The sequence below is a fragment of the Actinomadura keratinilytica genome, assembly GCF_039539665.1.
Classification (GTDB): domain Bacteria; phylum Actinomycetota; class Actinomycetes; order Streptosporangiales; family Streptosporangiaceae; genus Spirillospora; species Spirillospora keratinilytica.
The window spans coordinates 13,366-37,817 of the sequence record NZ_BAABDO010000046.1 but is presented as its reverse complement, the minus strand read 5'-3'; the positions used below and the strand labels follow the sequence as shown (position 1 = coordinate 37,817).

20 protein-coding genes are annotated in these 24,452 nt (G+C 74.3%); 7 read left to right on the top strand and 13 right to left on the bottom strand.

The features are described from left to right. A complete protein-coding gene (gene lnt, locus ABD879_RS16535; protein WP_345022304.1) occupies window positions 1–1,593 on the top strand; it encodes an apolipoprotein N-acyltransferase in 1,593 nt (530 codons plus the stop codon). 197 nt (window positions 1,594–1,790) lie between these two features. Further along, a complete protein-coding gene (locus ABD879_RS16530) occupies window positions 1,791–2,285 on the top strand; it encodes a DUF3145 domain-containing protein (RefSeq protein WP_285496170.1) in 495 nt (164 codons plus the stop codon). A gap of 154 nt (window positions 2,286–2,439) precedes the next feature. Here the strand turns inward: ABD879_RS16530 and ABD879_RS16525 are convergent, their stop codons facing one another. The 11 genes from ABD879_RS16525 to ABD879_RS16475 all read right to left on the bottom strand — a co-directional run bounded on the left by ABD879_RS16525 (window position 2,440) and on the right by ABD879_RS16475 (window position 14,490). Then, the gene (locus tag ABD879_RS16525) at window positions 2,440–3,888 is read right to left on the bottom strand and encodes an acyl-CoA carboxylase subunit beta (protein ID WP_345022303.1); all 1,449 of its coding nucleotides are present in this window, start codon (window positions 3,886–3,888) and stop codon (window positions 2,440–2,442) included. A 54-nt stretch (window positions 3,889–3,942) separates the two neighbouring features. Continuing rightward, window positions 3,943–5,250, bottom strand: a complete 1,308-nt coding sequence (locus tag ABD879_RS16520; RefSeq protein WP_345022302.1) for a beta-ketoacyl-[acyl-carrier-protein] synthase family protein — start codon at window positions 5,248–5,250, stop codon at window positions 3,943–3,945. A gap of 126 nt (window positions 5,251–5,376) precedes the next feature. Continuing rightward, window positions 5,377–5,628, bottom strand: coding sequence for an acyl carrier protein (locus tag ABD879_RS16515; protein WP_285496167.1), 252 nt, complete (start codon window positions 5,626–5,628; stop codon window positions 5,377–5,379). Between the two features lie 53 nt (window positions 5,629–5,681). Beyond that, entirely contained in the window at window positions 5,682–6,662 is a 981-nt protein-coding gene (locus tag ABD879_RS16510; protein WP_345022301.1) for a beta-ketoacyl-ACP synthase III, read from the bottom strand. Further along, window positions 6,659–7,576 (bottom strand): ACP S-malonyltransferase, encoded by a 918-nt coding sequence (locus ABD879_RS16505; protein WP_345022300.1) that lies wholly within the window; start codon window positions 7,574–7,576, stop codon window positions 6,659–6,661. Before ABD879_RS16505 ends, ABD879_RS16510 begins: the two co-directional genes overlap by 4 nt. A gap of 194 nt (window positions 7,577–7,770) precedes the next feature. Continuing rightward, window positions 7,771–8,892, bottom strand: a complete 1,122-nt coding sequence (locus tag ABD879_RS16500) for a PucR family transcriptional regulator (RefSeq protein ID WP_425549639.1) — start codon at window positions 8,890–8,892, stop codon at window positions 7,771–7,773. Window positions 8,893–9,038: 146 nt separating this feature from the next. Continuing rightward, on the bottom strand, window positions 9,039–9,989 hold the full coding sequence (locus tag ABD879_RS16495; protein ID WP_345022298.1) for an alpha/beta hydrolase: 951 nt from the start codon (window positions 9,987–9,989) through the stop codon (window positions 9,039–9,041). Between the two features lie 296 nt (window positions 9,990–10,285). After that, window positions 10,286–11,416: an acyltransferase family protein gene (locus ABD879_RS16490; protein ID WP_345022297.1), complete on the bottom strand. Its 1,131-nt coding sequence runs from the start codon at window positions 11,414–11,416 to the stop codon at window positions 10,286–10,288. Next, complete coding sequence (locus ABD879_RS16485) at window positions 11,409–12,353, bottom strand: alpha/beta hydrolase (RefSeq protein WP_345022296.1); 945 nt, start codon at window positions 12,351–12,353, stop codon at window positions 11,409–11,411. Before ABD879_RS16485 ends, ABD879_RS16490 begins: the two co-directional genes overlap by 8 nt. A gap of 146 nt (window positions 12,354–12,499) precedes the next feature. Further along, window positions 12,500–13,180, bottom strand: coding sequence for a response regulator (locus ABD879_RS16480; RefSeq protein ID WP_345022295.1), 681 nt, complete (start codon window positions 13,178–13,180; stop codon window positions 12,500–12,502). Beyond that, window positions 13,177–14,490 carry a sensor histidine kinase gene (locus ABD879_RS16475; RefSeq protein ID WP_345022294.1) on the bottom strand — a complete coding sequence of 438 codons (1,314 nt, stop codon included), beginning with the start codon at window positions 14,488–14,490 and terminating at the stop codon, window positions 13,177–13,179. The genes ABD879_RS16480 and ABD879_RS16475 overlap by 4 nt, the downstream gene beginning before the upstream one ends. A 177-nt stretch (window positions 14,491–14,667) precedes the next feature. On the opposite strand from ABD879_RS16475, the gene ABD879_RS16470 reads away from it, so the two are divergent. Both ABD879_RS16470 and ABD879_RS16465 read left to right on the top strand, forming a co-directional pair. Continuing rightward, the gene (locus ABD879_RS16470; protein WP_345022293.1) at window positions 14,668–15,732 is read left to right on the top strand and encodes a PHP domain-containing protein; all 1,065 of its coding nucleotides are present in this window, start codon (window positions 14,668–14,670) and stop codon (window positions 15,730–15,732) included. A gap of 84 nt (window positions 15,733–15,816) precedes the next feature. Continuing rightward, a complete protein-coding gene (locus ABD879_RS16465) occupies window positions 15,817–16,773 on the top strand; it encodes an alpha/beta fold hydrolase (protein ID WP_345022292.1) in 957 nt (318 codons plus the stop codon). Between the two features lie 705 nt (window positions 16,774–17,478). Here the strand turns inward: ABD879_RS16465 and ABD879_RS16460 are convergent. After that, window positions 17,479–19,008, bottom strand: a complete 1,530-nt coding sequence (locus ABD879_RS16460) for an alpha/beta hydrolase domain-containing protein (RefSeq protein ID WP_345022291.1) — start codon at window positions 19,006–19,008, stop codon at window positions 17,479–17,481. Window positions 19,009–19,182: 174 nt separating this feature from the next. Between ABD879_RS16460 and ABD879_RS16455 the strand changes: the two genes are divergently transcribed. Both ABD879_RS16455 and ABD879_RS16450 read left to right on the top strand, forming a co-directional pair. Further along, window positions 19,183–20,355, top strand: a complete 1,173-nt coding sequence (locus ABD879_RS16455; protein ID WP_345022290.1) for a phosphatidylinositol-specific phospholipase C1-like protein — start codon at window positions 19,183–19,185, stop codon at window positions 20,353–20,355. Between the two features lie 65 nt (window positions 20,356–20,420). Then, on the top strand, window positions 20,421–20,975 hold the full coding sequence (locus ABD879_RS16450; protein ID WP_345022289.1) for a DUF6939 family protein: 555 nt from the start codon (window positions 20,421–20,423) through the stop codon (window positions 20,973–20,975). A 105-nt stretch (window positions 20,976–21,080) separates the two neighbouring features. Here the strand turns inward: ABD879_RS16450 and aceE are convergent, their stop codons facing one another. Beyond that, on the bottom strand, window positions 21,081–23,867 hold the full coding sequence (gene aceE / locus ABD879_RS16445; RefSeq protein WP_345022288.1) for a pyruvate dehydrogenase (acetyl-transferring), homodimeric type: 2,787 nt from the start codon (window positions 23,865–23,867) through the stop codon (window positions 21,081–21,083). A 228-nt stretch (window positions 23,868–24,095) separates the two neighbouring features. Here aceE and ABD879_RS16440 point away from each other — a divergent pair, with 228 nt between their 5' ends. Beyond that, on the top strand, window positions 24,096–24,344 hold the full coding sequence (locus tag ABD879_RS16440; protein WP_345022287.1) for a DUF1918 domain-containing protein: 249 nt from the start codon (window positions 24,096–24,098) through the stop codon (window positions 24,342–24,344). The last annotated feature ends 108 nt before the right edge of the window (window positions 24,345–24,452 follow it).

Here is a 24,452-nt window from a genome sequence, read left to right as displayed (position 1 = left end):
GTGTGCCCTAACGAGCACCCTGTGTCATTGAAAACGCGCGGAGTGGCGTTCACCGAACGGCGGTGCCTTACTGGAGGAGTGCTCGGACGCCGGCAGACCCGCGCGCCGGAACGCGCACGGACACCGCGACCGACGCCGCGACAGAGGGTCCCGGCGCGGCCGACGCGCGCACGGGCGGCGAGCCTGGCGGCCGGGGCGCTGACACTGGTCGTCTTCCCCGAGGCCGACTTGGGGTGGCTGGCGTGGGTGGTGCTCGTCCCCGGGATCTGGCTGATGAGCCGCGCCCCGACGGTACGGGAGGCGGCCGTGCGCGGCTGGTGGTTCGGCGCCGGCCTCCTGCTGGCGGCCCTCTACTGGACGCTCCCCAACATCGGCCCCGGGCTGCTGCTCGTCGCGGTGGTGTTCGGCGCGATGTGGGCGGGATGGGGCGCCGCCATACGGCGTCTCGTGCCCGAGCACCCCCTCCTGGCCATGGTCGTGGTGCCGAGCGTGTGGCTGGTCATCGAACTGGTGCGCTCCTGGCCGCGCCTGGGCGGCCCGTGGGCGCTGCTGGGGGCGTCCCAATGGCGGCACCCCACCGTGCTGGCCCTGGCCGCCGTGGGCGGCGTGTGGCTGGTGTCGTTCGCGCTCGTCGCCGCCAACACGGCCGTGGCCCTGGCCCTGCTGCTCCCGCGGGCCCGGCGGGCGCTGCTCGCCGCCGCCGCGGCGATCGGGCTGGCGGGCCCGGCGGTGTACGCGCTGCGGCCCGCGCCGCCCGCCGAACGCGCCGTCGGCGTCGCGCTGGTGCAGCCCGGCGTGATCCACGGCCCCGGCCCCCGGCTGGCGGCGGGCGAGCGCATCACCGCCGGACTGCCCCCGGCCGACCTGATCGTGTGGGCGGAGAGCAGCGTCGGCGTCGACCTCGCCCGCCGCCCCGACGTCGCCGCGCGGCTCACCGCCCTGGCGGCGCGCGGCCGGCTGCTGGTCAACGAGGACGCCCGCGACGCCTCCGGCCGCATCTCCAAAAGCGCGATCCTGCTCGGCCCGCACGGGCCCGAAGGGCGGTACGTCAAGACGCGGCTGGTGCCGTTCGGCGAGTACATCCCGCTGCGCCCGGCGTTCGGCTGGCTGACCCGCGTCAGCCGGGCCGCGGGCGAGGACCGCGTCCCCGGCACCGGCGCCGCGGCCCTGCGCGCGGGCGACGCGGCGATCGGCCCGCTGATCTGCTTCGAGTCCGCCTTCCCCGACCTCGGCCGCGCCGTCGTCCGGCACGGCGCCCAGATCCTGGTCTACCAGTCGTCCACGTCCACCTTCCAGGACAGCTGGGCACCGGAGCAGCACGCCGCCCTCGCCGCCGTCCGCGCCGCCGAGACCGGACGGCCCGCCGTGCAGGCCGCGCTGACCGGGGTCTCGGCCGCCTACGACGCCCAGGGCAGGCGGCTGGCCCGGTTGGGCACCGACCGGCGCGGCGCCGTCGTCGTCACCCTGCGGGTCCCGCCCGCCGCCGACCGCACCCCCTACGACCGCTACGGCGACTACGTCGGGCATCTGGCCGTACTGGTCACGGCCGCCGCCGTCGTGCTCGCCGCCGCGCGCCGCCGCCCCGCCCCCTGACCCGCCCCCGACCTGCCGTCGGCCGCGTCCCGGGACGGGCGCCCGCGCCGCCCTCCACGGCCGCATTGCTTCGGCTAACAGGCGTCGTGCAGTGGTGTCTCCGGTGCCGATGATGCAGAATGATGGTCGCGGAACGCGTCCTGGGACTTACGAGGCCGTAGGGGAAGACGAGCCTCGGTACAGATCCAGGAGGTCCGGTGACCGCACGTGGCGTTTTCTACGTCCACTCAGCGCCGCCTGCGCTCAGCCCGCACATCGAGTGGGCCGTCGCAGGTGTTCTTGGCGTGCCCGTTTCGCTGGAATGGGCCGACCAAGCCGCCGCCCCGGGGACGCTGCGCGCCGAACTCCATTGGGAGGGCAGGCCCGGCACCGCGGCGGGGATCACGTCCGCGCTGCGCAGCTGGAAGCTGCTGCGGTTCGAGGTCACCGAGGATCCCACGCCGGGGTGCGACGGCGTCCGCTACAGCTTCACCCCGTCCCTCGGGGTGTTCACGGGCGTGATCGGCGCCAACGGCGACATCATGATCCCCGAGGACCGGCTGCGCAGCGTCATGGCCAACGCCGCGGTCGGCAAGGCCAATCTCGAACACGAGCTGGAGCGCCTGCTCGGCACCCCCTGGGACAACGAGCTGGAGCCCTTCCGCCGCGCGGGCGACGGCGCTCCCGTCCGCTGGCTGCACGCGGCCGTGTGATCCGCACGCCCCGGGCATCGTCTGACCGCACGCGCGGCCGCTCCCCCCGGGAGCGGCCGCGCGTAACGTTTTCCCGCCCGCTGTTCCCCGCCCGCCGCGGAGTCCGAACATGCCGATGGCCCGGCCGCAGGGCCGGGCCATCGGCAGAGGTCGGTCAGAGCGGGATGTTGCCGTGCGCGCCGCGCGCCGGGATCGCCTCGGCGATGGCGCGGGCCAGGGCGGTGCGGGTGGTCGTCGGCGTGATCACCTCGTCGACGACGCCGAGCTCGCGGGCCCGGTCCAGACCGCCGGCGATGCGCTCGTGCTCGGCGGCCAGCTCGGCCTCCAGCGCCGGGCGCTCCTCCTCGGGCACCGCGGCCAGCTTGCGCCGGTGCAGGATGCGCACGGCGGCGACGGCGCCCATGACGCCGAACTCGGCGGTCGGCCAGGCGAACACGCGGGTCGCCCCCAGCGAGCGGGAGTTCATCGCGATGTAGGCGCCGCCGTAGGCCTTGCGGGTCACCAGGGTGACCCGCGGCACCGTCGCCTCGGCGAAGGCGTGCAGGAGCTTGGCGCCGCGGCGGACCACGCCCCCGTGCTCCTGGCCGACGCCGGGCAGGTAGCCGGGCACGTCCACCAGCACCACCAGCGGCACCCCGAACGCATCGCACATCCGCACGAACCGGGCGGCCTTCTCGGCGGACGTGGCGTCCAGGCAGCCGCCGAGCCGCAGCGGGTTGTTGGCGATCACGCCGACGGTGCGGCCGCCGAGCCGGCCGAGCGTGGTCACGATGTTGGGCGCCCACCTGGGGTGCAGCTCGACCGCCGTCGCGGTGTCGTCGAGCACCCCCTTGACCAGCGGCTGCACGTTGTAGGCGCGCCGGGGGCTGTCGGGCAGCACGCCGGAGAAGTCGCGCTCCTCGACGTCGCCGGGGCGGACCCGGCCCTGGTGGCCGAGCAGCACGGCGAGCCTGCGGCCCTGCGCGATGGCCTCGGTGTCGTCCTTGGCGACCACGTGCACCACGCCGGACTTGCGCGAGTGCGGCTCGGGGCCGCCCAGCCCGGCCATGTCGATCTCCTCGCCGGTGACCGAGCGGACCACGTCCGGACCGGTCACGAAGATCTTGCCGCCCTCGGACAGCACCACGATGTCGGTCAGCGCCGGGCCGTAGGCGGCGCCTCCGGCGGCGGCGCCGAGCACCACCGAGATCTGCGGGACGACGCCGGACGCGCGGGTCATCGCGGCGAACACGGTGCCGACCGCGTGCAGCGACTCCACGCCCTCGGCCAGGCGGGCGCCGCCGGAGTGCCACAGCCCGACGATCGGCAGCCGCTCGCGGACGGCCAGGTCGTAGGCGGCCACGATGGCCTCGCACCCGGCGGTGCCCATGGCGCCGCCCTGGAAGCGCGGGTCGGACGCGAACGCCACCACCGGCAGGCCCTCGATCCGCCCCTGCCCGGCGAGCACGCCGCTGTCGTCGTCCTCGCCCGGGGCGCCGGCGAGCGGACGGAAGGTGCCCTCGTCGAAGAGCGCGGTGAGCCGGGTCCGCGGATGCCGCGGATCGGCCTCCTGCTGGGCTGCGGTGGCGGCCGGGTCCACGACCCGGTTGTCGAGCACAGTCACGTCCGTAAAGCTCCTTGTGTCACAGCCGGCGGGCCACGCCCGCGGGGCGGGTCGTCAGACGGCGCGCTGGAAGGCGACCGACACGTTGTGGCCGCCGAAGCCGAACGAGTTGTTGAGCGCGGCGGCCGGGCCGTCCGGCAGCTTGCGCGGCTCGCCGCGCACGATGTCCAGGTCGGCCTCGTCGTCGAGGTCCTCCAGGTTGGCCACGGCCGGGACCACGCCCTCCCGCAGCGCCAGGATCGTGAAGATCGACTCCAGCGCGCCGGCGCCGCCCAGCAGGTGGCCGGTCATCGACTTGGTGGCGGTGATGCACAGCTTGCGCGCCGCCTCCTCGCCGAGCGCGGCCTTGATGGAGGTCAGCTCGGCGATGTCGCCGGCGGGGGTGGAGGTGGCGTGCGCGTTGACGTGGACGATGTCCTCCGGCCGCAGGCCGGCGTCGGCCAGCGCGCGGCGCATCGCCTTGGCCTGCCCGGCGCCGGACGGGTCGGGCAGCACGATGTCGTAGGCGTCGGCGGAGTAGCCGCAGCCGGCGGCGATCGCGTGCACCCGGGCGCCGCGGGCGCGGGCGTGCTCCTCCGACTCCAGGATCATCACCGCGGCGCCCTCGCCGAGCACGAAGCCGTCGCGGTTCTTGTCGTAGGGCCGGGAGGCGCGCTGCGGCTCGTCGTTGCGGGTGGACAGCGCCCGCATCACGCCGAACGAGGCCATCTGCAGCGGGTGGATGCACGCCTCGGTGCCGCCGCAGATCACCACGTCGGCCCGGCCGGCGCGGATCATGTCGATGGCGTAGCCGACCGCCTCGGCGCTGGACGCGCAGGCGCTGACCATGGCGTGCGACCCGGCCGTGGCGCCGAACTCGATGCCGATGTGGCCGGAGGAGCCGTTGGGCATCAGCATCGGCACGGTGAACGGCGTGACCCGCTGCCAGCCCTTCTCCAGGAACGTGTCGTAGCTGTTCAGGGCGGTGTGCAGGCCGCCGATGCCGCTGGAGACCACCACGCCGAGCCGGTCGCCGTCGACCCGGTAGCCGCCTTCGACCCCGGTCTCGGCCGCGTCCTTGCCGCCCTTGCGCTTGACGGGCGGGGCGAACCCGGCGTCCCGCCACGCCTCGCGCGCCGCGATCAGCGCGATCGCCTGGCAGCGGTCCAGGCGGCGCAGCTGCGCCTTGGGGATGACCTCGGACGGCTCCACGGCCAGCTGCGCGGCGAACCGGACGGGCAGCCGGTCCACGTTCTCCCAGTCCAGCTCGCGCACCCCGGACTCGCCGGCGAGCAGTGCGGACCAGGTCGACGGCACGTCACCGCCGAGCGGTGTGGTCGCACCGAGCCCGGTCACCACGACTTTGGTCTGGGTAGTGCTCATTGAGAGTGCTCCTAGCGAACTGGGGGAGGCGGGCGGCTCCACGGGGCGGCGGGCGGCGCCGGAGTCGGAAACGCGGCCGGCGGCGCGGCGGCACCCCCTCCGGTGCGCGCCGCGCCGCCCGCGGTCCTACTGCTGCAGGTTCTGGACGTAGACGACGACGTCCTTGACCGTCTTGAGGTCCTTGAGCTGGTCGTCGGGGATCTCGACGCCGAACTTGTCCTGGGCGGCCACCGCGATCTCCACCATCGACAGCGAGTCGATGTCCAGGTCGTCGACGAAGTTCTTCTCGGGGGTCACCTCGGACTTGTCGATCCCCACGATCTCGTCGATGATCTCGGCGAGGCCGGCCAGGATCTCCTGCTCGGTGGCGACTGCCATGGTGTGTGCTCTCCTTCGTGGTCGGATCGTCGTCGGGTCGGGCCCCGCGTACGTCAGGGAATCCGGATGACTTGCGCGGCGTAGGACAGCCCGGCGCCGAACCCGACCAGCAGGGCCGGGGCGCCGGACGGCACGTCGCCGCGTTCGATCATGCGCGACAGCGCCATGGGGATGGACGCCGCCGACGTGTTGCCGGAGTGGACGATGTCGTCGGCCACCACGGCGTTGACCGCCTTGAGCCGTCGCGCGATCGCGTCAACGATACGCAGGTTGGCCTGGTGCGGCACCAGCGCCGCCAGCTCCTCGGGGGCGACCCCGGCGCGTTCGCAGGCGGCCAGCGCGACGGGCGCGACCGCGGTGGTGGCCCAGCGGAACACCGCCTGGCCCTCCTGCCGGATGAACGACTGCCGGTCCGCCACGACGATCTTGTCGGCCAGGTCGCCGGCGCTGCCCCACACCACCGGGCCCACGCCCGGCTCGTCGGCGGCGGTGACGACCGCCGCGCCCGCGCCGTCGGCGAAGATGATGCAGGTGGAACGGTCGTTCCAGTCGATCCAGTTGGACATCTTCTCGGCGCCGATCACCAGCGCGTTGCGGGCGGTGCCGGTGCGCACGGCCGAGGCGGCGGTCTCCAGCGCGTAGCAGAACCCGGCGCAGGCGGCGTTCAGGTCGAACGCGCCGGGGGCCTTGATGCCGAGCCGGTGCGCGACGCGGGCGGCCTGGTTGGGGATGGGCGTCTCGTAGGAGCAGGTCGCCACGATCACCAGGTCGATGTCCTCGGGGGACACGCCGCCGGCGGCCAGCGCCTTGCCGCCGGCCTGCACGGCCATGTCGCCGACGGTCTCGTCGGGCGCGGCGATGCGGCGTTCGCGGATGCCGACGCGGGTGCGGATCCACTCGTCGTTGGTGTCGACGATCTGGGCCAGTTCGTCGTTGGTGACGACCCGGGCGGGCTGGTAGTCGCCGAACGCCACGATGCGGGCGCCGGGCGCGCCCTCGGGCAGGCGCAGCGTGAAGTTCTCGGCGGCCGTCATGAGGTGTGCGCCTTGATCAGCTCGCGGGCCTTGGCGAGGTCCTCGGGGGTCTTCAGGGCGAGCAGCTCCACGCCCTTGAGCTCGCGCCGGGCGATGCCGACGAGCGTGCCGGCGGGCGGCAGCTCGATGATCGCGGTGACGCCCAGCTCGCGCATGGTCGCCATGCAGCGGTCCCAGCGGACGGGCGCGCTGACCTGCTCGACGAGGCGGCCGAGGTAGTCGCGGCCGTCGCGCACCACCGCGCCGTCGCGGTTGGACAGCAGCGCGATGGCGGGGTCGGCGACCGGAGCGCCGGGCGCCAGGCGGCGCAGCGTGTCGACGGCCGGGGCCATGTGCTCGGTGTGGAACGCGCCCGCCACCGACAGCGGGCGCAGCCGCGCCTTGGCCGGCGGGTCGTCCTTGAGGGCGGCGAGCCGCTCCACCGTCCCGGCGGCCACGACCTGCCCGGCGCCGTTGACGTTGGCGGGGGTCAGGCCGTGCCGTTCGATGGCCGCGAGGACCTCGTCGGGGTCGCCGCCGAGCACGGCGGTCATGCCGGTCTCGGTGACGGCGGCGGCCTCGGCCATCGCGCGGCCGCGTTCGCGCACCAGCACCAGCGCGGCCTCCGGCGACAGCACCCCGGCGATCGCGGCGGCGGCCAGCTCGCCGACGCTGTGCCCGGCCACCGCGTCCGGCCGGTCGTCGCCCTGGTACAGCGTCTCGAACGCGGCCAGGGCCGCGGCGACCAGCAGCGGCTGGGCCACGGCGGTGTCGCGGATCTCCTCGGCGTCCGCGACGGTCCCGTAGCGGACCAGGTCGAGCCCGGTGACCGCGGACCACCATGCCAGGCGGTCGGCGACACCGGGTACCTCAAGCCACGGACTCAGAAATCCTGGGGTCTGGGCGCCCTGACCGGGCGAGGCGAGGAGAATCACACGCCCCAGCTTCCCCTCTGGGCTTCCGCGGTGCCGATGCCGATCGCGACTAACTTTCGCCGGGGCCCTTTGTACGACCCCTACAAGGCGGGAGAATCAGACGTCACGCCCGGGGAAAGAGCGGGCATGGCGTCCGGCAGGCGGCGGGCATGGCAGCGGGCGTGGCCGTGCGAGGGTGTCGGGCGGGGCGTCGGCTAGGTCCGCGGCGAGCGCTGGCTGAAGCGGCCGAGGACGAGCGCGATCCGCAGCGTGAAGGCGTTGCGGCCGTCCGTCGGCGTCAGCCCGGTCAGTTCGGCGACGCGGCGCAGCCGGTAGCGCACGGTGTTGGGGTGGACGAACAGCAGCCGTGCCGTGGCCTCCAGCGACGAGCCCTGCTCCAGGTAGGTGGTGAGGGTGTCCAGCAGGGGCGCGCCCGCCGCGCACATCGGGTTGTAGACCTGCTCGACGAGGTACCGGCGGGCCTCCTCGTCGCCGTCGAGGGCGCGTTCGGGCAGCAGCTCGGCGGCCAGGACGGGGCGCGGCGCGTCCGGCCACCCGGCGGCGGCGCGCAGCCCGGCGAGCGCGGCGCGCGCCGAGGCGGTGGAGTCGTACAGGTCGCCGACCTGCGGGCCGACCACGACGGGGCCGGGGCCGCACTTGGCCGCGATGTGCCGGGCGGCCTCCAGCGGGTCGGCGGCGCCGCCCACGATGACGATGACGCGGCGGCCCTGCACGCCGGCCAGCACGTCGACCCGGGCGCGGCGGGACGCCAGCTGCATCTGGTCGATGGTGACCTCGGGCTCCTCGTCCTCGGGGGTGTACCCGGCGATGACGGTGACCGGTTTGGACGTCCAGCCGAGCGCGGCCGCCCAGGAGTGCATGCCGTCGTCCACCTCGCCGCGCAGCACCGCGTTCACCACCAGCGCCTCCAGGCGGGCGTCCCAGGCGGCGCGCGTCTCGGCGGCGCGCGCGTACACCTGGGCGGCGCCGAAGGCCACGTCGCGGGTGTAGCGCAGGATCGCCTCGCGCAGCTGCGCCTCGCCGCCGGGCGCGGCCAGCTCGTCCAGCCGCGTCTCCACCACGTCGATGATGACGCGGATCATGTCGATGGTGTGCTGCAGTTTCACCGACCGCATCAGGTCGCGCGGAGCGGTGCCGAACACCTCGCCGGCGATGGCGGGGCGGGTGCGCTCGGCGCTTTTGAACCACTCCACGAACGCGGCGATGCCCGCCTGGGCGACCAGCCCGATCCAGGAGCGCTGCTCGGGGGGCATGCGCCGGAACCATGGAAGCTGTTGCTCCATCTTGGCCAGTGCGGCGGTCCCGAAGGACCCCATGGCCTTTTCCAAACGCAGCGTGGTCTGCTCTCTCAGGGCGGCCTCGTTGGTGGTGTCCACCTCCCCAAGGGTGCCACCACCTGGGAGGTGTCCATGCTCACGCTCCGCCGGAGGGCACCCGGACCGGCCGGTAACAGGCGCGGGGGTCAGCCGAGGGTGACGTCGTGGGGACGTCCCAGGGCGATGTAGGTGAGGTTGCGCAGGGACGGCGAGCCCGGGGCGAGGTAGTCGCTGTGGCCGCTGCCGCCCGCGTCGAACACGCGGGCGCCGAAGTCGGGCGACACGGGGTCGGGGCCCAGGCCGAGGCCGAAGATGCGCACGTGCGGCACGTCCTGCATCCAGTCGGCGGAACCGCGTCCCGCCCACACGCGCGCGGTGCCGCCCAGGCGCTTCGCCGACCACGCCGTGGTGCCGGGGCTGCCGTACAGGGCGATGTCGGTGACGCTGCGCCAGGCGTCCCCGGCCGTGCCGGATCCGGCCAGGGCGGCGCGTCCGCACACCACCGAGCCGTAGCTGTGGCACAGCAGCGCCACGCGGGCGTGACTGTTGACGCGGTGCAGCCGGCGTAGGAAACGCCGCAACGAGGCCGCGCCCTGCTCGGCCCGCTCATCGGTCAGTACGTCGCTGCTGAACGTGCGCGGCGCCGCATACCCCAGCCACGCCACGACCGCGATGCCGGGGTCGGGGGTCACCGCGTGCGCCTGCCGCCATAGCGCGCGTGCCCCGCCCGCGGGGGCGGACCACGGCTTGCCGGCCCGGTCGTCGAAGTACGACAGCGTGGTGTCGGCCCCCGGGACCAGCAGCACCACGCGTCGTGCGCGTGTCAGGTCGCCGATGACCTCTATGGCCCGTCCGTCGCCGCGCGCGTCGAAGTACAGGAACCGCCTGCCCGGCTGGAGGAAGGCGCCCAGCGCCCTGGCGCGTTCGTCGTCGCCCACCTGGCGGGCGGTCGCGAGCGCCTGTTCGATGGCGCGGCGTTCGGCGGCGTAGCGGGCGTCCAGGGTGGACGGGGCGAGCACGGGGGCGGGGCCGGGGGCGGCGTAGGGGTCGGCGTGGCCGGTGCCGGCGTTGGTGAGCAGCAGGGCGCAGATCGTCACGGTGCCGGCGAAGGCCCGGCGCAGGCGCCGCCGGACACTGCGTCCGGACGCGGCCCGACGGTCGCCCGGCGGCGCGCCCGGCGGCGCGTCCGGGGACGCTTCGCCAGGCCGTCCGGCAGGCAGGGACGATCGCGTTTCCGCAGCTCGTGGCGGCATGGTCCGTCTTTCTACCGGATGGGGGACAGTGCTCCGCCGATCCGGGGGTCGTCGTGCGTGTCCGTCTGCCCCGCGCGTTCGCCGCAGCTCCGCCGCCCGGGTCGCTCTTGTGTGATGTACGGGACGGCGTCGGGGTTGGCTCATCGCGGGCGGGGCCGCTCGAACCGGTGCGTCAGGGACCACAGCACGGCAAGGGCGAGAGCGAAGACCGGAAGCCACGCCAGCCGGGTGGGGATCCACGCCGCCCGGTCGGGGGCGGTGAGCAGCCCGGGCAGCGCCCCGCCGGCCGCCGCGGCCGCCACGGTGACGGACATCATGGCCGTCTGGTGCCACAGGAAGATCGTCATGGCGGACAGGTTGGCCAGCGCGACCGCGGCCCAGACGCCGGGCCGCCGCGTCAGGCGCGTGAGCGGCCCGCGCGCCAGCAGCGCCAGGCCGCACTGCGCCGTGCCGAACGCCACCGCCGCCAGGGTGGGCGGGTTCAGGTTGGACACCTCGGCGCCCGGCACACCCACCATGCTCGCCGGGAATCCCGCCCACAGCACCAGCGCGGCCGCGGCCGCGGCGCCACCGGCCAGCAGAGCCCAGCCGGCACGGGGCGGGGCCAGGGCGCCGTGCGCCCACGCCACCCCCAGGTAGAACGGCACGAGCCACCCGGTCAGCACGGTGCCCCAGCCGATCCAGGCTGGCGCGTCCAGGCCGAACCGGCCCAGGTCGATGAGCGCTGTCGCGGCCAGGGGGAGCAGCAGGCCCCGCATGCCGAGCCGGTTCCACAGCGCCACCACCACGGGGGTGAGGACGGTGAGCGCCCCGTACACGCCCAGGAACCACAGCGGGCTCAGCACCAGCTTCAGCAGAGCGTGCAGCGTGCCGGACGGCAGGCCCGCCCACGCCAACGCGGACGCGGCCGCCGCCCACGCCAGCAGCAGCACGGGCACGGGACGCGCCAGCCGCGCCAGGCGGCGGCGCGCCCACGGCAGGTACGGCTCCCCGGCGCGATGCCCCTTCGCCGCCGTGCAGCCGCCCACGAGGAAGAACACCGCGAGCGTCTGCAGCACCCAGGAGACCGGCGCCAGGTGCGGCATCGCCGACAGGGGGCTGGCCACCCGCAGCCGCCCGTCCCCCATGGACACGAACGCGGTGACGCACCAGTGCCCCAGCACCACGCCCAGGATGGCCAGCGCGCGCAGGGCGTCGACGGCGCGGTCGCGGTCGGGCGGTGTCGCCGCCTCGATGCGGGCCGCAAGACCCGGTCGCGGTGTGTCAAGCATGGGTCACCTCGGAGATGCGGCCGAGCGCGATGAACGTCAGGTTGCGCAGTGACACCGACCCGGGGCGCAGGTACTCGCTGTGCGCGCCCGCCCCAGCGGCGAAGCGCAGCGCCCCGAACGAAGGGCTCACCGGGTCCGGGCCGAAGCCGAGCCCGGCCACGCGCAGCTTCGGCACGTACCGGGTCCAGTCGCCGTCGGCCCGCCCCGCCCACACGCGTGCACCGGTGTGCATGTCGGTGACCGAGGAGGCGGTGACACCAGGGCTGCCGTACAGCGCGATGTCCTCCGCCCGGACCGCCCGGGCCGCCTGGACGCACACCACCGAGCCGTAGCTGTGGCACAGCAGCGCCACCCGGGCGCGCCCGTTGACCGCATGCAGCCCGGCCACGAATCGCCGCAGCTCGCGGGCGCCGTCGGCGGCCCGTCCCGGGGTGAGCACCGCTGCGCTGGCGGTGGAGGGCGAGGCGTACCCGAGCCAGGCCACCACCGCCAGGCGCACACCGGGCGCCACCTGCCGCGCCTGCCGGTGGACGGCGCGCGCGCCGCCGCCCGCCCACTTGGGGTCGTCGAAGTTGGTGAGCCGCCCGTCCGCGCCGGGCACCACGACCGCGATCCGCTCGGCCTGCGCCAGGTCGCCGACGACCTCGACGGCCCGGCCGCGGCCGCGCGCGTCGAACGCCAGGAAGCGGCGGCCGGGCGCCAGGAACGCCCTGAGCGCCTCGGTGCGGGCGCCGTCCCCCACGGCGCGGGCGATGTCGTAGGCCCGCTGGATGTCGCCGCGCACGGCGGCGTAGCGGGCGTCGAGCGTGCGGGGAGACAGCGGCGGCCGGGCCTGCGGCGGCGCGTACGGTCCGGGGCCGGTCCCCGGGCTCGTGGCGGCGACCGCCGCCAGGGCCGCGCCGACGGCCAGGAACCTCCGGGGGGTTGGGCTGCACACGGCGGCGTCCTTCCTGGACAGGGGCTGATCCTGAGCAGGAAGCTAGGAATCGCGGGCCGTCGCGCGGATCACACCGCGGAGCCGTCTTGCCGCCTCGCACCCCGGTATGACGCGGGCCGGCGCACCAGGGGCGGCCTTGGGCGGGATCAGTCGCCGGGGCGGACCAGGCCGACCTCGTAGGCGTAGACGATGGCCTGCGGCCGGTCGCGCAGCCCGAGCTTGGTGAGGATGCGGCCGAAATGCGTCTTGACGGTCTGCTCGGCCACCACCAGCTCGGCGGCGATCTCGGCGTTGGACAGGCCGCGGGCGACCAGCGCCAGCACCTCGGTCTCCCGCTCGGTCAGCGCGCCCAGCCGCTCCCGGGACGGCGCGCGCGGCCCGCCCAGCCGGGCGAATTCGGCGATCAGCCGCCGGGTCACCGACGGCGACAGCAGCGCGTCGCCCGCCGCGATGATCCGCACCGCCTCGGCCAGCTCGTCGGCCGAGGCGTCCTTGAGCAGGAACCCGCTGGCGCCCGCGCGCAGCGCCTCGTACACGTAGTCGTCGAGGTCGAAGGTGGTCAGCATGAGCACCTTCGGGGCGGTGCCGGGCTCGGCGGGCCCGCCGCCGTCCTTGAGCAGCCGCCGGGTCGCCTCCAGGCCGTCCATGACGGGCATCCGCACGTCCATCAGCACCACGTCGGGCCGCTGCTCGGCGACCACCGACAGCGCCTGCGCGCCGTCGGCGGCCTCCCCGACCACCTCGATGTCGGGCTGGGCGTTCAGCAGCACGCCGAACCCGGTGCGCACCATGCCCTGGTCGTCGACGATCACCACCCGGATCGTCATGCCGCCGACCTCAGCGGCAGCGTGGCGGTCACGGCGAAACCTCCTTCGGGGGTGGGTTTGGCGGTCACCCCGCCGCCCAGCATGGCGGCCCGCTCGCGCATGCCCACCAGGCCGTGCCCCTCGCCGGGCGGCGACAGCGACGACGCACGCTGACCCTTGGCGGGCGGGCCGTTGATCACGCTGAGCAGGAGTATGCCCTCCCGCTGGATCAGCTCGACGTCGACCACCGCCCCCGGAGCGTGCCGCATCACGTTGCTGAGCGCCTCCTGCAGGATCCGGTAGGCGCTCAGCGCCACCCCCTGCGGCACGGCGGACAGGTCGCCGGTGACGCTGGTGTTGACGGTCAGCCCGGCGCCGCGCGCCGCCCACACCAGCGCGTCCAGCCGGTCCAGGCCGGGCTGCGGCGCGGTCTCCGCGCCGTCCTCCGAGCGCAGCACGCCCAGGATGCGGCGCATCTCGGTGAGCGCGTCCAGCGCGGTCGCGCGGATCTCCTTCAGATCCTGGCGGATCTTGTCGGGCACCTCCGGCACGGTGTACGGCGCCGCCTCCGCCTGGATCGCGATCATCGACATGTGGTGGGCCACCACGTCGTGCAGCTCGCGGGCGATGCGCTGGCGCTCCTTGAGCACCGCCTCGGCCTCCCGGTGCCGCTTCTCCTGCTCGGCCAGCTCGCGGGCGGCGGCCCGCTCCCGCTCGGCCAGCTCGTCGCGGGTCTTCTGGCGCAGCCGCACGAACGCGCCGACCAGCAGCGGCACCACCACGAACACGGCCGCGCCCGCGCCGGTCCGCCGGTCGACCACCAGCACCCCGAGCACCGACCACAGGCCCGCGCCGACCGTCAGGCTGAGCGGGGAGCGCACCGCCACCGTGTAGAGGACGAACACGCCGGCGACCGACCCGCCGGGCGGGAACGGCACGTCCAGCCAGTGCTGCATCCCGGTGTAGAACATCGCCGCGTACAGCACCCGCCACGCGGCCACCGGATGGCGCTCGCGCAGCGCCATCGGCAGCGCCAGCAGGAACGCGGCGATGCCCAGCTCCCCGTGCGACACCCACAGGCCGTTCTCCGCCGTCTCGTGGACCAGCAGCGAGTACGTCCCGAAGCCGATGGCCACCGCGATGAGCAGGTCGATGACCTGCATGACGACCGGGAACGGGATTCGGCGCAGCCGGGTGTCGCGCAGCCGGGGCGGCCACGGCCGGTCGGCCGGGAGCGGCTCGGCGGACCCGACGAGGCCGGACACCAGGGGCCGCAGCACCAGCCCCAGAGTCTGCGCCAGGCCCTGCTTGGGGGCGTCGTCGCTGTCCATGCCGTCAGGCTAGAGGCGTCCGCACCCGCGGCGAATGACACCGTGGTGCCACCTCTATGTCATACCGAGGGGGCATCCGGGCCGAGCCGCCCGCGTCGTCAGCGTACGGCTCAGCGCACGGCGTGAAGCACCGGGTGCCGCACCGGCCCGCCCCCCTCGGGTACTACGGTCGGAACTGTGGAACCGGTGGAGGCGCTGCGCCGGATCGCGTTCCTGCTGGAACGCGCGCAGGAGCCCACCTATCGGGTGCGGGCCTTCCGCAAGGCGGCCGATCTGGTCGAGCGCACCCCGCGCGAGGAACTGGCCGAGCGGGTGCGCGACGGCACGCTGACCGCGCTGCCCGGCATCGGCAAGGTCACCGCGCTGGTGATCGAGGAGGCGCTGCGCGGGGAGACCCCCGGCTACCTGCTGCGCCTGGAGGCGACCGAGGGGCAGGGGCTGAGGGAGCGGGGGACGTCCCCCCGATCGGATGTGGACGAGGCGGCCGCGGCACTGCGGCGTGCGCTGTGCGGCGACCTGCACACCCACAGCGACTGGTCCGACGGCGGCTCGCCGATATGGGAGATGGCCGAGACCGCCCGCGCCCTCGGCCACGACTACATCGCGCTGACCGACCACTCGCCGCGCCTGACCGTGGCCAACGGGCTGTCGGCCGAGCGGCTGCGCCGGCAACTGGACGCGGTGGCCGAGCTGAACGCCGAGCTGGCGCCGTTCCGCATCCTGACCGGCATCGAGGTGGACATCCTGGACGACGGCTCGCTGGACCAGGACCCCGACCTGCTCGACCGGCTCGACGTGGTGGTGGCCAGCGTCCACTCCAAACTGCGCATGGACCGCGTCGCCATGACCCGCCGGATGGTCGCGGCCGTGCGGAACCCGCGGGTCGACGTCCTCGGGCACTGCACGGGGCGGATCGTCAAGGGCGGCGGGCGGCGCGGCGGCGTGCGACCGGAGTCGCAGTTCGACGCGGCCCTGGTCTTCGACGCCTGCGCCGCCTACGACGTCGCCGTGGAGATCAACTCGCGGCCGGAGCGGCTGGACCCGCCCGAGCGGCTGCTGCGGCCGGCGGTCGAGGCGGGCTGCCGGTTCGCCATCGACTCCGACGCGCACGCCCCCGGCCAGCTCGACTGGCAGCCCGACGGGTGCGAACGCGCCGTCCGCTGCGGGGTCGCACCCGAGCAGGTCGTCAACACCATGAGCGCCGACGACCTGCTCGCCTGGACGGCCGGTCGGCGAGGGTAGGGGCGGCCGCGCCCCGGGGCCGGTCAGGTGGCGTCCGGGCGCGGCGGGCTACGGTCGGCTGTGCCGACGAACGTGAGGGGTTCCATGACCGAGATCACCCATCGCCACGTCCAGTCCACAAGCGGCCTGCGGATGCACATCGCCGAGGCGGGCACCGGTCCCCTGGTCCTGCTGCTGCACGGCTTCCCCGAATGCTGGTACTCCTGGCGGCACCAGCTCGTCGCCCTCGCCGAGGCCGGATACCGCGCGGTCGCCCCCGACCAGCGCGGCTACGCCCGCACCGGCGGGCCGCCCCGCGTGGAGGAGTACACCATCCTGCACCTGGTCGGCGACGCCGTCGGGCTGATCGACGCGCTCGGCGAGGAGCAGGCCGTCGTCGTCGGGCACGACTGGGGCGCCCCCGTCGCCTGGGCCGCCGCGCAGCTGCGCCCCGACCGGGTGCGCGGCGTCGTCAGCATGTCCGTGCCGCACCGGCCCCGCTCCTCGCGTCCCCCCGTGGCCGCGCTGCGCGAGCAGGTGGGCGAGGGCTTCTACATGGTCTACTTCCAGCAGCCCGACGTGCCCGAGGCCGAGTTCGACCGCGACCGCACCGCCGCCTTCCGGCGGCTGCTGTACGCCGCGTCCGGCGACGGCCCCGGCCTGACGCCGATCGTCCCGGACGGCGGCGGCTTCCTCGACCTGTGCCCCGAACCCGCCGGGCTGCCCGGCTGGCTCACCGACGACGACATCGCCGCCTACGTCCGCGAGTACGAGGACGCGGGCTTCACCGGCCCCCTCAACTGGTACCGCAACCTGGACCGCAACTGGGAGCTCACCGCCGCCTGGCACCGCGCCCCGATCACGCCCCCGGCCCTGTTCATCGCCGGGGACCGCGACCTCGTCGCCGCCGCCCCGCGCGCCCGCGACACCGTCGCCGGCATGAGGACGTTCGTCCCCGACCTGCGCGACACCGTCTGGCTGCCCGGCTGCGGCCACTGGACCCAGCAGGAACGCCCCGACGAGGTCAACCGCATCCTGATCGACTTCCTCGGCGCGCTGTAGCCGCCGCCGGCGGGGCGTACGGCCGGGACGTGCCCCGCGCCGGCCGTACGCCCCGGCGGCGTGTCGTGCACGCCACGGGCGACGGCAGCGCCGGCGCGGCCGCAGGGGAGGCGGCGGGCAGGGCCCCGGAAAGACAGCAGGCAGGCGGTCGGGGAGACCGCGGCAGGGCGGCCGGTGCCGTGTGCGGACGCGCGGCCACCGCGCAGGAAGGTTCGGGACACCGCGCGCAGGGCTGCGCGGGTCGCGGCCGTTGCGGTCGGGGCCGCGGCTCGACATGCCGCCCGCGCCGCCGAACGCGCCGCACGGTGCGGTGGCGCTGCCGGGGGCCGGGTGCTCTGTCGCTGCGCCGCCTGCTGGGCGCCGTGTCCGCCGGACGGGTGGGCCGGGGCGCGGGCTCAGGAGGATTGTTGCTCCTCGCCGGGGGCGGTCCGCAGATGGTAGTCGCGGGGGTTCAGGCGGCGGGTGCGGCGGCGCCGCGCGCACCGGGCGCAGCGCTGATCGACGACCTCTACCGGCGTGCTGACGAACCGCGGACCGCCGATGTGCCGCGCTCGCCCGGTCGCATTCGCCGCGCTCCGTTCGTCGTGGCTCAAAACGATCAATAACATCCAGGTCCGCGTGGAAACCGCCCGGGACCGACATCGCCTTTCCGCAGGCCCTGCCCCGGGAGGGCATCGGGGCAGGGCCTACGGGCGGCGGGCGGTGTCAGCCGCCGATGTCGGAGTTCTGGGCGGCGGTGACGATCGTCACCGCGTCCTCGGGCAGGAGGTATCCGGCGTCCACCGACGCCTGCGCGGCCGCCCGGACCTTGGCCACGTAGTCGTCGTGCGTCGGGTACAGCCTGCTGAGCACGGGCTCGGCGGTGGGCGGGAAGGAGGGGTCGGACGGGTCGCCGTCGTCATGGCGGTCCCACGGGTCGGCGTCGCCGTTCCACGGGTCCCGGGCGCCGTACAGGCCGCAGAAGACGCCGCTGCCGGCGGTGTCCCGCATGCCGGTGAGGGTGCGGGTCGGCACCGCGACGTCCGGCAGCCGGATGCCGCCGGCGGCGAGGCCGGTGCTCGGGTCGCGCAGGTAGGTGTTCAGCGCCGGCCCGCCCGGCGGACGCGCACCGCCCCGGGCCCAGCTCGCCAGATGCCGCAGCGCGGCGTTCATCGCGTAGTGGCCGGGCCCGTCGTTGAACGGCGCCGAACCGGGGGCGCAGCCGGGCTGCGGCGCGGCGGAGCCGGCGGACTTGCGCAGCGTCGGGTCGCCGAGGTCGTAGGCCCACTGGTCGCCGTGCGCGGTCCCCGCCAGCTCCCAGCGCACGATCCGATCGGTGTCCGGCTGCCGGGCGGCGGACGCCCCCGGGATGTCGGTCTCGGTCAGCACGACGAACGCCGGCTCCGGCTGGTCGGTGCGGATGCGCGACGGCGTCGGCATCCGCAGCACGTCGGCCAGGCTGCCGCTGATCGGCGCGGCGACCGCGCTGTTGCTGTGGATCATGAAGCCGTCGTAGACCCGGGACACCGGCTGCACGGCGTTGACGTAGGTCGTCATGAAGCCGGCCGACTGGGACTCGCCGTCGGCGAGCAGCGTCCTGATCCGCAGCCCGCCCAGCGGGTCGGGGCCGTTCGGCGTGCGCAGCGCCTGCCCGGCCTGGGAGAAGATGTCGTAGGAGTAGGCGTCGCCGGGGTGGACGAGGCTGCCGTACCGCGCCGGGTCCCAGCCCTTGAGGCCGCGGATCTGGCCGAGGCCGCCGTTGACGCCGACCGACTGCGCCGAGACGCCCACCCACGCGTAGCCGCCGCGCAGCAGCTCGTCCCGCGCGAACCAGTAGTCGGGGGAGAGCTCGAGCTGGCCGCTGACGTTGAGCCACTCCACCACGACGGTGCCGTTGAATCTGGCCGGGTCGGCGGGCCGCCGCACGAGCAGCCGGGTCTTGTAGGCGGCCCGGCCGGACGCGCGGACGGCCCACCGCCCGTCGGACGTCCAGATGCCGGACTTCGCGTAGGACGTGGCGGTGCCCTCGATGAAGTACTCGCTCTCGGTGTAACCGAACGAGCCGAGGTCCTCGGCCGCGGCCAGGAACGGGAAGCCGCGGTCGCCGGCGGGCGGGACGGTGATCACCGGGTTGGCGGCCGCGGCCCGGGCGGCCGGGGCCGCGGGCGGGACGCCGAGGACGAGGGCGGCGGCCAGCACCGCCCCCAGCGCCGCCGCGGCGGCTCGCCGCCACGGGGACCGGACAGGTGTGCGCACGGGGGTTGCACCTCCCTGAGCGGATGACGGGGGGAAGCACAGTGTGCCGTCCGGGCGCCGCCCCTGAATCGGCGAAATCACCGGCGCCCGCACGGCCGGCGCGCCGACCCCGTGCTCCCCTCCGCCACCGGAGGGCTCTTGACGGGCGATCAGATGTGAGCTCTTCTCACGTCCATGGATGATCTCCGCCCCCCGTATCGCCTCCGCCCGGCGGTCCGCCGCCTCGCCCGCCGGTCCGCCGCCCTCGCCGCCGCCGCCGCGCTCACCGCCGTGCTCCCGGCGACCCGGGCGTCGGCCGACCAGGCGCAGGAGCTCACCCTCAACCGGATCCAGAGCATCGGGACGCACAACAGCTACCACGTCGAGCCGAACGCCAAGGAGTTCGGGCTGATCTCCGCCTTCGCGGGGGCCCAGGCAGGCGGGCTGCAGTACACCCACGTCCCGCTCGGCCGCCAGCTCGCCGAGCAGAGCGTGCGGCAGATCGAACTCGACGTCTGGGCGGACCCCGACGGCGGACGTCTCGCCCGGCCGCTGATCCGGCTGCTGACCGGCCAGCCCTTGGAGTACGACCCGCGCATGCTCGAGAAGGGCACCAAGGTCCTGCACATCCGCGACATCGACTACCGCAGCACGTGCGTGTCGTTCGTGGAATGCCTGACCGCGGTGCGCGACTGGTCGCGGGCCCACCCGTCGCACGTCCCGATCGCGATCCTGCTGGAGTTCAAGGACACGCTCGACCTGTCGGTGCCCGACTCCTTCCCGCTCCCGCCGTACCGGTGGACGCGGGCGCGGATGCTCGCGCTGGAGGAGGAGATCCGCTCGGTGTTCTCGGCGGACGACCTGATCACCCCGGACGACATCCGCGACGACGGCCTCACCCTGGAGGAGTCCGTGCTGCGCAACGGCTGGCCCTCGCTGGACTCGGTCCGCGGCAAGGTCATGTTCCTCATGGACAACGGCGGCTCCTACCGCGACCGCTACGTCGAGGGCAACCCCAGCCTGGAAGGGCGGATCCTGTTCACCAGCGCCGAGCCGGGGCAGCCCGACGCGGCGTTCGTCAAGCGCAACGACGCGGTCGCCGCGGCCGAGGAGATCAAGTCGCTCGTCCGCCGCGGCTACGTCGTGCGGACCCGCGCCGACGCCGACACCGCCCAGGCCCGCAGCGGCGACACCTCCGTCCGCGACGCGGCGCTGGCCAGCGGCGCCCAGTGGGTCAGCACGGACTACCCGGTCCCCGGGCTCGCCGACCGCTTCGGCACCGGCTACTTCGCCGCCCTCCCCGGCCTGGCCGCCGCCCGCTGCAACCCGGTCCTCACCTCCGACGGCTGCACCGTCCCCTCTCCCTGACGCCGCGGAACCGCCGGGAATGTCGGTGCCGTGGGGCAGGCTGCCCCCCGAAAGGGGGGCAGCTGATGGCCATACACGTCGCGAGCAGGCGCCGGGCCAGGGCCTCCATCGAGGCGGCGTATCCGGGCGCGCGGATCGTGGACGTCACCTCGCGGGCCGACGAGCCGTGGGTGCGGCTGAGCCCCTTCTACCCGCACGGCGGCATTCCCGTGCCGTTCACCCCGGGGGTGACCGCCCAGTCGGTGGAGGGGATCTGGCAGGCCCTCAAGGTCTTCGCGGACGAGGACGTCGACCCCGCCAAGCTGCACGTCACCTCGATGCGGGGGCTCAAGCGGACGGTCCGCGCGCACGGACCCGTCCTCGGCCACCGCCGGGGCCTCGAAGGGACGGTGCTGCTGCCGTACGAGCAGGCCCGCCGGGAGATCTACCTGCCGTCCTACCGGTGGGTCCTGGACAGGCGCGTCGCCGACCTGGTCGCCGAACTGGGCCGCCTGGCGGCCGAGGGCGATGTCGTCCTGCTCGACTACGGAGCCAACGACGACGTGGGCGACCTGTCCAGGCCGCTGTCGCACGCCGGCCTCCTCCGCCGGCACATCGAGGGGCGCCGGCCGGGCCCGTAGCGCGCCGTGCGCACGCCGGCGGCGCCCGGCCGCGGCGGGCGGGGCGGGGTCACGGCCTACACCTCCGTGATCTCGGCACCCGCCCGCGCGGCCTCGCCCAGGGTATTAGGCGTCGCCGCCGGTGCTGCTCTCGGCGGTCCGCGCGCCGCCCGCGAACACCGACGCCACGTCGTCGTTCAGCCGGTAGCGCTCGATGGCCTGCTGCAGCGTCTCCGGCTTGACCTCGCCCTGCCGGGCCAGCCGGGTCAGCACGGCGAGCACGATGGACGCCGCGTCGACGTGGAAGAACCGGCGGGCGGCGGCGCGGGTGTCGGAGAAGCCGAACCCGTCGGTGCCGAGCGACAGGAAGTCGCCGGGCACCCACGGCGCGATCTGGTCGGGGACGGCGCGCATGAAGTCCGACACCGCCACGATCGGGCCGGGCGCGTTCTCCAGCGTCCGCGTCACGTACGGGACGCGCTGCTCGGCCTCGGGATGCAGCAGGTTCCACTCGTCGCAGGAGCGGGCCTCGCGGGCCAGCTCGTTCCACGAGGTGGCCGACCACACGTCGGCGGCCACGCCCCAGTCCTCGGCCAGCAGCCGCTGCGCCTCCAGGGCCCAGCGCCCGCCCACGCCGGACGCCAGGATCTGCGCCCGCGGCGCCTCGGCCCCGAGGCCGTCCCGCGGCGCCTCGCGGTACCGGTACAGGCCCTTGAGCAGGCCGTCGACGTCCAGGTCGGCCGGCTCGGCGGGCTGCTGGTAGGGCTCGTTGTAGACGGTGAGGTAGTAGAAGACGTCCTCGCCGTGCGGGTGCTGCTCGGACGAGCCGTACATGCGGCGCAGCCCGTCCCGCACGATGTGCGCCAGCTCGAACGCCCACGCCGGGTCGTAGTGCACGCAGGCGGGGTTGGACGCGGCCAGCAGGGGGGAGTGGCCGTCGGCGTGCTGCAGGCCCTCGCCGGTGAGGGTGGTGCGGCCCGCCGTGGCGCCCAGCAGGAAGCCGCGGCCCATCTGGTCGCCCATCGCCCACATCTGGTCGCCGGTCCGCTGGAACCCGAACATCGAGTAGAAGATGTAGACGGGGATCATGTGCTCGCCGTGCGTGGCGTAGCAGGTGCCCGCGGCGATCGTCGAGGCCATCGACCCGGCCTCGCTGATGCCCTCGTGCAGCATCTGCCCCTGCTCGGACTCCTTGTACGACAGCAGCAGCTTGCGGTCGACGGCCTCGTAGGTCTGCCCGTGCGGCGAGTAGATCTTGGACGTGGGGAACAGCGAGTCCATGCCGAACGTGCGGTACTCGTCCGGGGCGATCGGGACGAACCGGGCGCCGATGTTCTCGTCCTTGATCAGGTCCTTGAGCAGCCGGACGAACGCCATGGTGGTGGCGACGTTCTGCTTGCCCGAGCCCTTGCGCAGCGACGAGTACACCGCGTCGCCGGGCAGCTTCAGCGGCTTGGCGCGCACCACCCGCTTGGGCAGGAACCCGCCGAGCGCGGCCCGCCGCTCGCGCATGTACTCGATCTCCTCGGAGTCCTCGCCCGGGTGGTAGTACGGCGGCAGGTCCGCCTCCAGCGCCGAGTCGGGGATGTCCAGGTAGAGCCGGTCGCGGAACTCCTTGAGCTCGGCCTTGGTGAGCTTCTTCATCTGGTGGGTGGCGTTGCGGGCCTCGAAATCGGGGCCGAGCGTCCACCCCTTGATGGTGTGCGCCAGGATCACCGTGGGCTGGCCGACGTGCTCGCGGGCCGCCTTGAACGCCGCGTACACCTTGCGGTAGTCGTGCCCGCCGCGCGACAGGCGGCGCAGGTCGTCGTCCGACAGGTGCTCGACCATCTTGCGCAGCCGCGGGTCGTCGCCGAAGAAGTGCTCGCGGATGTAGGCGCCGGACTCGACCGAGTAGGTCTGGAACTGCCCGTCCGGCGTGGTGTTCATCTTGTTGACCAGCACGCCGTCGACGTCCTGGGCCAGCAGCGGGTCCCAGTCGCGGCCCCAGATCACCTTGATGACGTTCCAGCCCGCGCCGCGGAAGAACGACTCCAGCTCCTGGATGATCTTGCCGTTGCCGCGCACCGGGCCGTCCAGCTGCTGCAGGTTGCAGTTGACGACGAAGGTGAGGTTGTCCAGCTCCTCGCGGGCGGCCAGGCCGATGGCGCCCAGCGACTCCGGCTCGCCCATCTCGCCGTCGCCGAGGAACGCCCACACGTGCGACCGGGAGGTGTCCTTGATCTTGCGGTTGTACAGGTAGCGGTTGAACCGGGCCTGGTAGACGGCGTCGATGGCGGTCAGGCCCATCGACACCGTGGGGAACTCCCAGAAGTCGGGCATCAGCCGCGGGTGCGGGTACGACGACAGCCCGCCGCCCGGGTGGGAGATCTCCTGGCGGAAACCGTCCAGCTGGTGCTGCGTCAGCCGCCCCTCCAGGTAGGCGCGGGCGTAGATGCCGGGCGCCGCGTGCCCCTGGATGAACACCTGGTCGCCGGACTCGCCGTGGTCCTTGCCGCGGAAGAAGTGGTTGAACCCCACCTCGTAGAGCGACGCGGCCGAGGCGTAGGTGGCGATGTGCCCGCCGACGCCCAGCTCGGGGCGGTTGGCCCGGGACACCATGATCGCGGCGTTCCACCGGATGTAGGCCCGGATGCGCCGCTCGATGTGCTCGTCGCCGGGGAACCAGGGCTCGCGCTCCGGCGGGATGGTGTTGATGAAGTCGGTACTGCGCAGGCCGGGGACGCCGACCTGCTGCTCGCGGGCACGTTCCAGCAGGCGCAGCATCACGTAGCGCGCGCGCCCCTTGCCCTCGGTCTTGATGACCGTGTCAAGCGACTCCAGCCACTCCCGGGTCTCGTCCGGGTTGATGTCCGGCAGTTGGCTCGGCAGGCCGTCGCTGATGATCGAAAAGCGTTGACGTCCGGTAGCCACGGGGTCCCCTCTGTGCCGTACTGTCCTGCGACTGTTCGTCGCCGGTTTCGTGATCCATCGTCGCCCCTCGGGGCGGCCATCGCATCTCTACCAGTCAGTAACCATTTTCCCCGGTCACAGCGGGTGTCAGGCTCTGCGGCAGGGTGGTTTCCACCCTTTTGCAAAAGCGGTCGCGCCCCCTTCCGGCGGACCGTCGCGCCCACGCAGGTATGAATCCGCAACCAGGGTATGACCCCTCCGACAAAACCCGTACGACCAGCGAGATCTGGGGGAGTGATGAAGGCATCGGTCGGAGATGTACTGCTTGTGCACTCCAGGTGGGTGGGCCATCACAATCGGGTGGGCGAGATCATCGAGGTCCGCGGCGACGACGGCAGCCCGCCGTACGTCGTGCGCTTCGAAGACGGACACGAGGCTCTGTGCTTCCCGGGGCCCGACGCCGTGATCGAGCCGGCGAAGGCCACCGCCGAGCGCTGACCGCACCGGCGCCGGTGGCGCCCCCCAGGGGCCGTCATCGGCGCCCTGTCCTCGGATGCCCGCGTCCTTCCGTAGGCGGCCGCGTCCCCCCGGTGCCCCCAGGCCGTG

What these genes read in the sequence shown, in the direction of transcription:
- ABD879_RS16520 (WP_345022302.1), bottom strand. Translation starts at nt 5,250, where the DNA reads ATGAGCACTACCCAGACCAAAGTCGTGGTGACCGGGCTCGGTGCGACC.
- ABD879_RS16515 (WP_285496167.1), bottom strand. Translation starts at nt 5,628, where the DNA reads ATGGCAGTCGCCACCGAGCAGGAGATCCTGGCCGGCCTCGCCGAGATC.
- ABD879_RS16510 (WP_345022301.1), bottom strand. Translation starts at nt 6,662, where the DNA reads ATGACGGCCGCCGAGAACTTCACGCTGCGCCTGCCCGAGGGCGCGCCC.
- ABD879_RS16500 (WP_425549639.1), bottom strand. Translation starts at nt 8,892, where the DNA reads ATGGGGTCCTTCGGGACCGCCGCACTGGCCAAGATGGAGCAACAGCTT.
- ABD879_RS16490 (WP_345022297.1), bottom strand. Translation starts at nt 11,416, where the DNA reads ATGCTTGACACACCGCGACCGGGTCTTGCGGCCCGCATCGAGGCGGCG.
- ABD879_RS16480 (WP_345022295.1), bottom strand. Translation starts at nt 13,180, where the DNA reads ATGACGATCCGGGTGGTGATCGTCGACGACCAGGGCATGGTGCGCACC.
- ABD879_RS16475 (WP_345022294.1), bottom strand. Translation starts at nt 14,490, where the DNA reads ATGGACAGCGACGACGCCCCCAAGCAGGGCCTGGCGCAGACTCTGGGG.
- ABD879_RS16465 (WP_345022292.1), top strand. Translation starts at nt 15,817, where the DNA reads ATGACCGAGATCACCCATCGCCACGTCCAGTCCACAAGCGGCCTGCGG.
- ABD879_RS16455 (WP_345022290.1), top strand. Translation starts at nt 19,183, where the DNA reads ATGGATGATCTCCGCCCCCCGTATCGCCTCCGCCCGGCGGTCCGCCGC.
- ABD879_RS16450 (WP_345022289.1), top strand. Translation starts at nt 20,421, where the DNA reads ATGGCCATACACGTCGCGAGCAGGCGCCGGGCCAGGGCCTCCATCGAG.
- ABD879_RS16440 (WP_345022287.1), top strand. Translation starts at nt 24,096, where the DNA reads ATGACCCCTCCGACAAAACCCGTACGACCAGCGAGATCTGGGGGAGTG.